Below are 6,775 nucleotides of genomic sequence, written 5' to 3'. Positions count from 1 at the left end.
TCAGACGGAAAATTTGGCCTCTATAACGCTATCATCAGACATAAGCTATCTTTCTGTATTGGAAAAGTTAGAGCTTCTATGTGACTTCTATTATTGGGAGCTTGAAGAAATAGGCGGCAAGAGTCCCTTGCTTCCTTCAGCATCACGAGAAACTTTGAAATATTATGCAGTGTTAATGTCCAACTGGATGAATTCTCAACCCTTAAGTTGGATGATTATGAATACGATTAGCTATCATGAAAGTAAGGGGGAAATATGGGATGTGAATGAATTGGTTCCCTTTAACTCAAACAGTCAAAAGCATATCAATATGGTGATTAACGATCTCATATCTCATGTCGATAATATTTTAAGATTTAAGTTGAAGAATTATTTTAGCAATTATTACGATATATTGTCTGAGAAACTGGGAGATAAGTATGCAGGAGAAAATTGGGGTGAATTCCTTGAATACGGGACTAATGACCGTCGTGTAATTGAATTACAAAACATAGGGGTCCCAAGACATTTAGCTAAGCTCTTATTAGATAACTTTAATGAGTTTTTTGATTTCGAGGAAGGGATATTAATAAGGATTAGAAAATCTGAGTTAATAGATGCGATGGATCATAACTCTCTTGAATTTAAAGAGCTCTTGGCAGTTCTTTAGTTACTTTTAGAGAGTAAAAAATGTCAGGTCTTGATTCGAAATTTCCAACAATAACCGCTTCTGGCACTAAGCAGTCAAAACCATAATTCCACTTATAATCACAATTAATTCGGCATTACATGAATGATCGCAGATCGCCATATCTAACCACGACCTCCATCGCCAACAAACACCCAGCAATCATTTTATCTTGACCAAGCCCTCTTCCTGACATGGAATACACAAAAACAAAGTACTCATCCCTCGCCCTCCTTTTGAAAAGCTCGTCGCACGCCATGAAATATCTTTATGATACGCACGCTTTCTCTGCTCAGAATCATGCTCCCAGCTATTGGCGGGATACGGCACCTGCGTTAGCGGATTTCTCAAGCCTGACAGAAGATACCACGTGTGAAGTTGCTGTTATCGGCAGTGGCTATACAGGCATGATGGCGGCCTATCGCTTGGCGACGAAATACCAGATTGATGTAAAGGTCTTTGAAGCTGCCCAACCCGGTTGGGGGGCGTCGGGACGTAATGGTGGCTTTTGTTGCATGGGGTCAACCAAGCTCAGTTATCAGCAAATGATCCGTCGTTACGGGCTAGAGGCTGCTAAAGATTTCTTTGCGGCGCAAAAACAATCCGTGGCCTTCGTGAAGTCTTTTCTAGAAACCCACAACATTGATGCCGATGCCACGGGCAATGGGGAAATTGAACTGGCACATAAAGCCAACCGCATGGATGATCTGCGGCAGGAACAGGAATTTCTGGCTCAAACCTTTGGTCACGAAACGCACATTTTATCCCCGGATCAATTAGGGGAAATAGGTCTGTCAGGTTATTTTCATGGCGGTCTGCATAACCCAACAGGCTTTGGTCTGCATCCGCTCAAATATGCCAGAGGGCTTGCGAAGCTCTTACGCGATACAGGCATTGAAATTTTCGGCAACAGCCCTGTGACCAAGTGGGAAAAGCATGTTGACGGGCATCATCTTCACACGCCACAGGGCATCGTAAAGGTCAACCACGTTATTATGGCCACCAATGGTTATACTGCAGAAAACCTGTCCTCTAACGCTGCCGGAAAGTTGCTCCCTGCCCTTTCATCCATTTTGGTGACGCGCCCCTTGAGTAAACAGGAACAACAGGATCAGGGTTGGACCAACACAACAACGGTCTATGACAGCCGTATTTTGCTACATTACTTTCGCATGCTACCTGATGGACGCTTTCTCTTTGGAGGTCGCGGCGGAACGGATAGCTCTGCCAAAGGGGAAAAGCTGGCCGAAAAAAGGGTGAGAGCAGATTTTGAAGCGCTTTTCCCTGCATGGTCCCATATAGAGCACACTCACTTTTGGCAGGGTTTTATTTGTCTCGCAAATGACCTCGTTCCCTATATAGGCCCGATCAATAAAGACAAAACGGCTTGGGCTTCACTGGCGTATCACGGCAATGGTGTCGCCATGTCGGGTTGGGCTGGTCGTGCCTTAGCCGATGAGATCGCCGGAGACAGAACACAGAGCAAGCTCCCCGCTGTATTCACCAAACGTTTCAATAAGTTCCCCTTGCCAGCCCTGCGCTTGCAATATTTAAAAGCAGCCTATGCCTTCTATCAAATCAAAGACGAGTGGCTTTAACTGTCATCCCTTAAAACCAAGAAAATAAGCAACACCATGACCTATCCTGATACCTACTACAGCCGGACAGCGGTTGAACATGCAACCTATCCCACTCTGACACAAAATCTGGAAACAGATGTTTGTATCGTCGGTGGTGGTTTGGCTGGCCTAAGCTGTGCACTGGAACTACTCAATAAGGGAAAGTCTGTCACGATCCTAGAGGCCAACCGTGTTGCGTGGGGTGCATCGGGGCGCAATGGCGGATTTGTATCACCAGGTTTTGCGGGTGGTAAAGCCATTGTCGAAAAACGGCTGGGCATTGATAAGGCGCGCGAGGTTTTTGCCCTGTCACTGGAAGGCGTGAATATGGTTCGAGACAATATTGCCACCCTAAAGCTCGAAGGCGTAAACCCAAGCCCCGGCATGCTGTCTGTTATACGCTATAACGATCCCGATGGCATGAAAAAGCACTGCGATTATATGGCAGAACAATACGACTATCCGCTGGACTATCTATCCCGCGATGACCTACAGGAAAAATTCAAGACCACACGGTACTATCAAGGCAACTTTGACAAGGGGGCGTTTCATTTTCATCCGCTGAACTATTGTCTGGGTATCGCGCAAGAGATCACGAACAAAGGTGGTCAAATATTCGAAAATACCGAAGCTGTTGAAATGAACCTCGACACGCCTGTTAAAGAAATAAAAACGGCACGCGGCACCATCAAAGCAAAAGACGTTGTTCTTTGTGGGGGCGGCTATTCCGGTAGTGTGTTTGATCGCCTTCGTCGTGCTTTGTTGCCCATTGCGACCTATGTTGTTGTCACGGAAAAGCTGGGGGCGCGTGTTCATGATCTGGTCAAGACCAGTGCCGCCATTTTGGATGATCGTCAGGCATCGGATTATTATCGCATCATTGACGAAGACCGTTTACTTTGGGGCGGCAGGATCACAACACGAACAAGCCAGCCCAAGCGTTTGGCGCACCTGTTGAAACAGGATATCACAAACGTTTATCCCGAACTGGCAGATGTAAAGATCGATATGGCTTGGACTGGTTTAATGGCCTACGCCCGCCACAAAATGCCCTATATCGGTGAACTAAAACCCGGTGTTTGGTCCTGCACCGCTTTTGGCGGTCATGGTATGAACTCGGCCCCTATTGGCGGACGCCTTGTTGCCGAGGGCATAGCCAAAGTGTCTGACCGCCATAAGATTTTCAAAGCGTTTGATTTGGAATGGAACGGCGGTATTTTTGGCCCCATGGCAGCGCAGAGTGTTTATTGGGGCATGAGAATGTCTGACAGATGGCGCGAGGCAACATCACGTTAACCTAGATTTAGGTCGCGATTAAAGTTTCCACTCCGGCTTCCTCAAGCGCATCCCGCAACTCTTGGGGCGGCTCTCTGTCGGTCACCAAAAGATCCATATCACTCAGATCGGAAATATGGACAATGCCTTTGCGTTCGAACTTGGTGTGGTCAACAGCAACGATCACACGTTCAGATCGTTCCATAACGGCATTGCAAAATTCTTTTTCACTCAGGCGAAAATCCATCAATCCAGTGGGGCTAACCGCCCCAATCGCAAACACAGCTGTCTTGACCTGAAAGGTCTTGATAAATTCAATTGCCGTGGGGCCGACAGAGGCAGCGTCATCGGTACGTAACAGGCCCCCCGCCATATATACTTCGTTGCCTTCGCCACTCACCAATGTACGGGAAATTTCGGCCGAGTTCGTCAAAATCACCAAATCACTATGATCACATAATGCTCTGGCAACATAGTTCGTCGTTGATCCCGGATGCAGGAATACCGTTTCCCCATCTTCGATCATGCGGGAAACTGCGGTCGCAATTTTGACCTTGGCGTCCATATTTTCTTGCATACGCATATGGAACGGCGGTTCTTTCACATCGTCCGGCATGGTTACCTTGCCGTGGGTTTTAATCACAAGCCCCTTGGCAACCATTGGCTTGATATCACGCCTGATTGTTTCTTCCGAAACCGAAAGAGACGTCGCGATTTCAGATATGGCACAGGTGCCCTTTAACCGAATTGCCCGTAAAATTTCTTGCTGTCGAGACGAAGCAGACATAATAACCCCAAAAAATAAATTGATTATCTTTATGCCGTTCTAACAACTTAATTTCAAGAAATAACCGTCAATAACCACAAAAATCCCAAATTTTTGTGTATTCACCTAAAGGTCGTTCATATTATTTTCGATATCAATTTAATCCGACGGCAACTTCTTCGATCCAGAGCCTTTTTCCACATCTTCAAAACCTTGATCGGAAACGTCTATAGATTTTGAAACCCCAGAAACCTGTTTGATATATACATCCTGTTGTGGGAATGGGATTTCAATACCTTCATCCTGAAAGGCCTTACGGATAGAAAACCTGAGATCACTGGCGATGCTCATTTTATTTTCAATGTCTTTCAGGAAACACCGAAGCTCGAAATCCAACGAACTTGCGCCAAAATCCATGAACAGAACGTAAGGTTCCGGGCGGGTAAGCACCCCCGAATGCTCACTGGCGATCTGGGTTAGGATATCCTTGACCTTCTCTTCATCCGCATCATATGAAACCCCGACCCGCACTTCCAACCGTCCAAGCTTACTCTTATGAGTCCAATTCTTCATTGTCCCGGAAATAAGATCAGAGTTCGGAATAATAACGGATGCACGATCAAAGGTTTCAATCTCTGTTGCCCGAACTTTGATCTTTTTGACATGCCCCTCTTCATTGCCGACAACGACCCAATCGCCCTGTTTAATGGGGCGTTCAAAAATCAAAATCAGGCCAGAGACAAAGTTATTTACAATAGATTGTAAGCCAAAACCAATACCCACCGAAAGGGCACCCGCAACAATCGCTATATTAGAAAGGTCAAGTCCCGCAGCAGAAACCCCGATTAAAACGGCAAGGCCCAAACCTGCATACCCGACAGATGCTTTAATGGCGTTTCGCACCCCGGCATCAAGCTTTGTCTTTGGCAAAAGTCGCTCATCAAGAACATTGGCAAAGACTTTGGTCAGGGCCAACATGCCGATAAAGAGAAGCCCTGCGACCGCGATATCAATAAATGATATTCTGACCTCACCGATTTTAAAGCCCGTCAGTCCTGTCTGAATAATCCCGAACAGTCTCTGCCCACTCATCCCCCAAATCAGCAGGGTTCCAATTACCCCGAGCACAACCAACCCACAGCCAACACAAAGAACAATCCAAAACCCCAGACGATCAGCCCCATCATCATCTAGCAACAATATATTCCGAAGACTACGCCCAATATCGGCCTTTCCGGAAAGTTCGTAATGGGCGACCTCGTGAACAATCACATGAGCCAACAGTAACAATAAAAATAGCTCTAACGTGGCAACCAGATTGAAAACGGCAAAGTGTGTCATGGGGATAAAGCCAATAAAGGCTGCGGCGATCATGACAGACATAAAAGCAACGATTGCCACCCGGAACCGTGACCATAGCCTTGAAACACGCCTAATCTCTTCGGGGACCTCTCCCACAAGATTCCAGAGGCTTTTTCTGTGTAAAAGAATAACAAGCACAGCCATGGTGGTTGCGGTAAAAAATTTCCCCAAAAGATGCTGACTGGCAGATGCATGAACAACATCGTTCAAAACACGGATCAGAAGATCTACAGAAAAGGTAAAGGCAATGATAATCGCAATAATGCGAACCTGTTGCGCAGCAGGAACGGCCATATCAAGCACACGCCAGGATGAACGTTCAGGAAACAACGTTGCCTTGGTAATTGCCTCGGCAATTGTAACAAACAGCAAGCCTAAAATGACAGCTTCTGCCATCTGCTCTATTTCAGGGTCAAGAACATTGGTCCACACAAACGTACCGGCCACCAAGGTCAGGAACGTAACCGGGATCAAAGCGCGTTTAAGGGCATTCAAGGATGCCGCAAGGACTCTTTTATGATAATCTGGATTAACAATATCCGACTGAACGCCATAACGTCTTCGCATGACTCGAAGCAAAAGGGACAACACAAAAGCTGCGGCAAGAACAATCACCCACAGAGGAATAACCTCTTCCCACTCTATTTGTTCGCCAACCGTACTCTGGGCCAGTTCTAGCTGAATAAAAAATGCTTTCCAGTCCGTACCACTTAGCTCAAAAACCTCTCTCCATAATGACCGAGAGACAGGAACCGGGCCTCGACTAAAAACCTCATCAACAAAACGTTGTCTTTCAATCCTGTTGAACCGTCCAACAAGTTCATCGACACGTGGTGAAATCAGCTCGGCCTGTTTGATCTGACTGTTAACAATCGAAAGTTCGGATTCAAGATTTTGCCTGATGATAACAATTTGCTCGGCTTCAGGCGTTTGATTTTGCTCTGGAACAGGCCCCAAGCCCTTCAACTGTTTGGTTAGTTGATTCTGGATCGGCTGTAACCGGGAAATAAATTCCCGAGATTGCATCCGCACACGATCGAGATCATCTCGAATAGTCTCAAAATCACCCTGCGAAAGGTCTTTGCG

At 46.3% G+C, this 6,775-nt stretch carries 4 protein-coding genes and 1 pseudogene; 3 read left to right on the top strand and 2 right to left on the bottom strand.

Annotated elements, in window-relative coordinates; genetic code table 11:
- From Q0241_RS08305 to Q0241_RS08295, 3 genes and pseudogenes are all read left to right on the top strand, one after another.
- Positions 1 to 649, top strand: a pseudogene (locus tag Q0241_RS08305) (hypothetical protein); the annotation flags it as partial.
- A gap of 212 nt (positions 650 to 861) precedes the next feature.
- Positions 862 to 2,265, top strand: coding sequence for an FAD-binding oxidoreductase (locus Q0241_RS08300; RefSeq protein WP_299375907.1), 1,404 nt, complete (start codon positions 862 to 864; stop codon positions 2,263 to 2,265).
- A 36-nt stretch (positions 2,266 to 2,301) separates the two neighbouring features.
- Positions 2,302 to 3,582: an FAD-dependent oxidoreductase gene (locus Q0241_RS08295; protein ID WP_299375904.1), complete on the top strand. Its 1,281-nt coding sequence runs from the start codon at positions 2,302 to 2,304 to the stop codon at positions 3,580 to 3,582.
- Between the two features lie 7 nt (positions 3,583 to 3,589).
- Here the strand turns inward: Q0241_RS08295 and Q0241_RS08290 are convergent, their stop codons facing one another.
- Together Q0241_RS08290 and Q0241_RS08285 are read right to left on the bottom strand one after the other, a co-directional pair.
- The gene (locus Q0241_RS08290) at positions 3,590 to 4,348 is read right to left on the bottom strand and encodes a DeoR/GlpR family DNA-binding transcription regulator (RefSeq protein WP_299375901.1); all 759 of its coding nucleotides are present in this window, start codon (positions 4,346 to 4,348) and stop codon (positions 3,590 to 3,592) included.
- A 138-nt stretch (positions 4,349 to 4,486) separates the two neighbouring features.
- Positions 4,487 to 6,775: DUF3772 domain-containing protein (locus tag Q0241_RS08285; protein ID WP_299375898.1), on the bottom strand; the 2,289-nt coding region annotated here is incomplete at its 5' end.

It is taken from the genome of uncultured Kiloniella sp. (assembly GCF_937128705.1).
Lineage (GTDB): Bacteria > Pseudomonadota > Alphaproteobacteria > Kiloniellales > Kiloniellaceae > Kiloniella.
The sequence above is the reverse complement of the archived record's forward strand: the minus strand, read 5'-3'. Positions and strand labels throughout refer to the sequence as shown.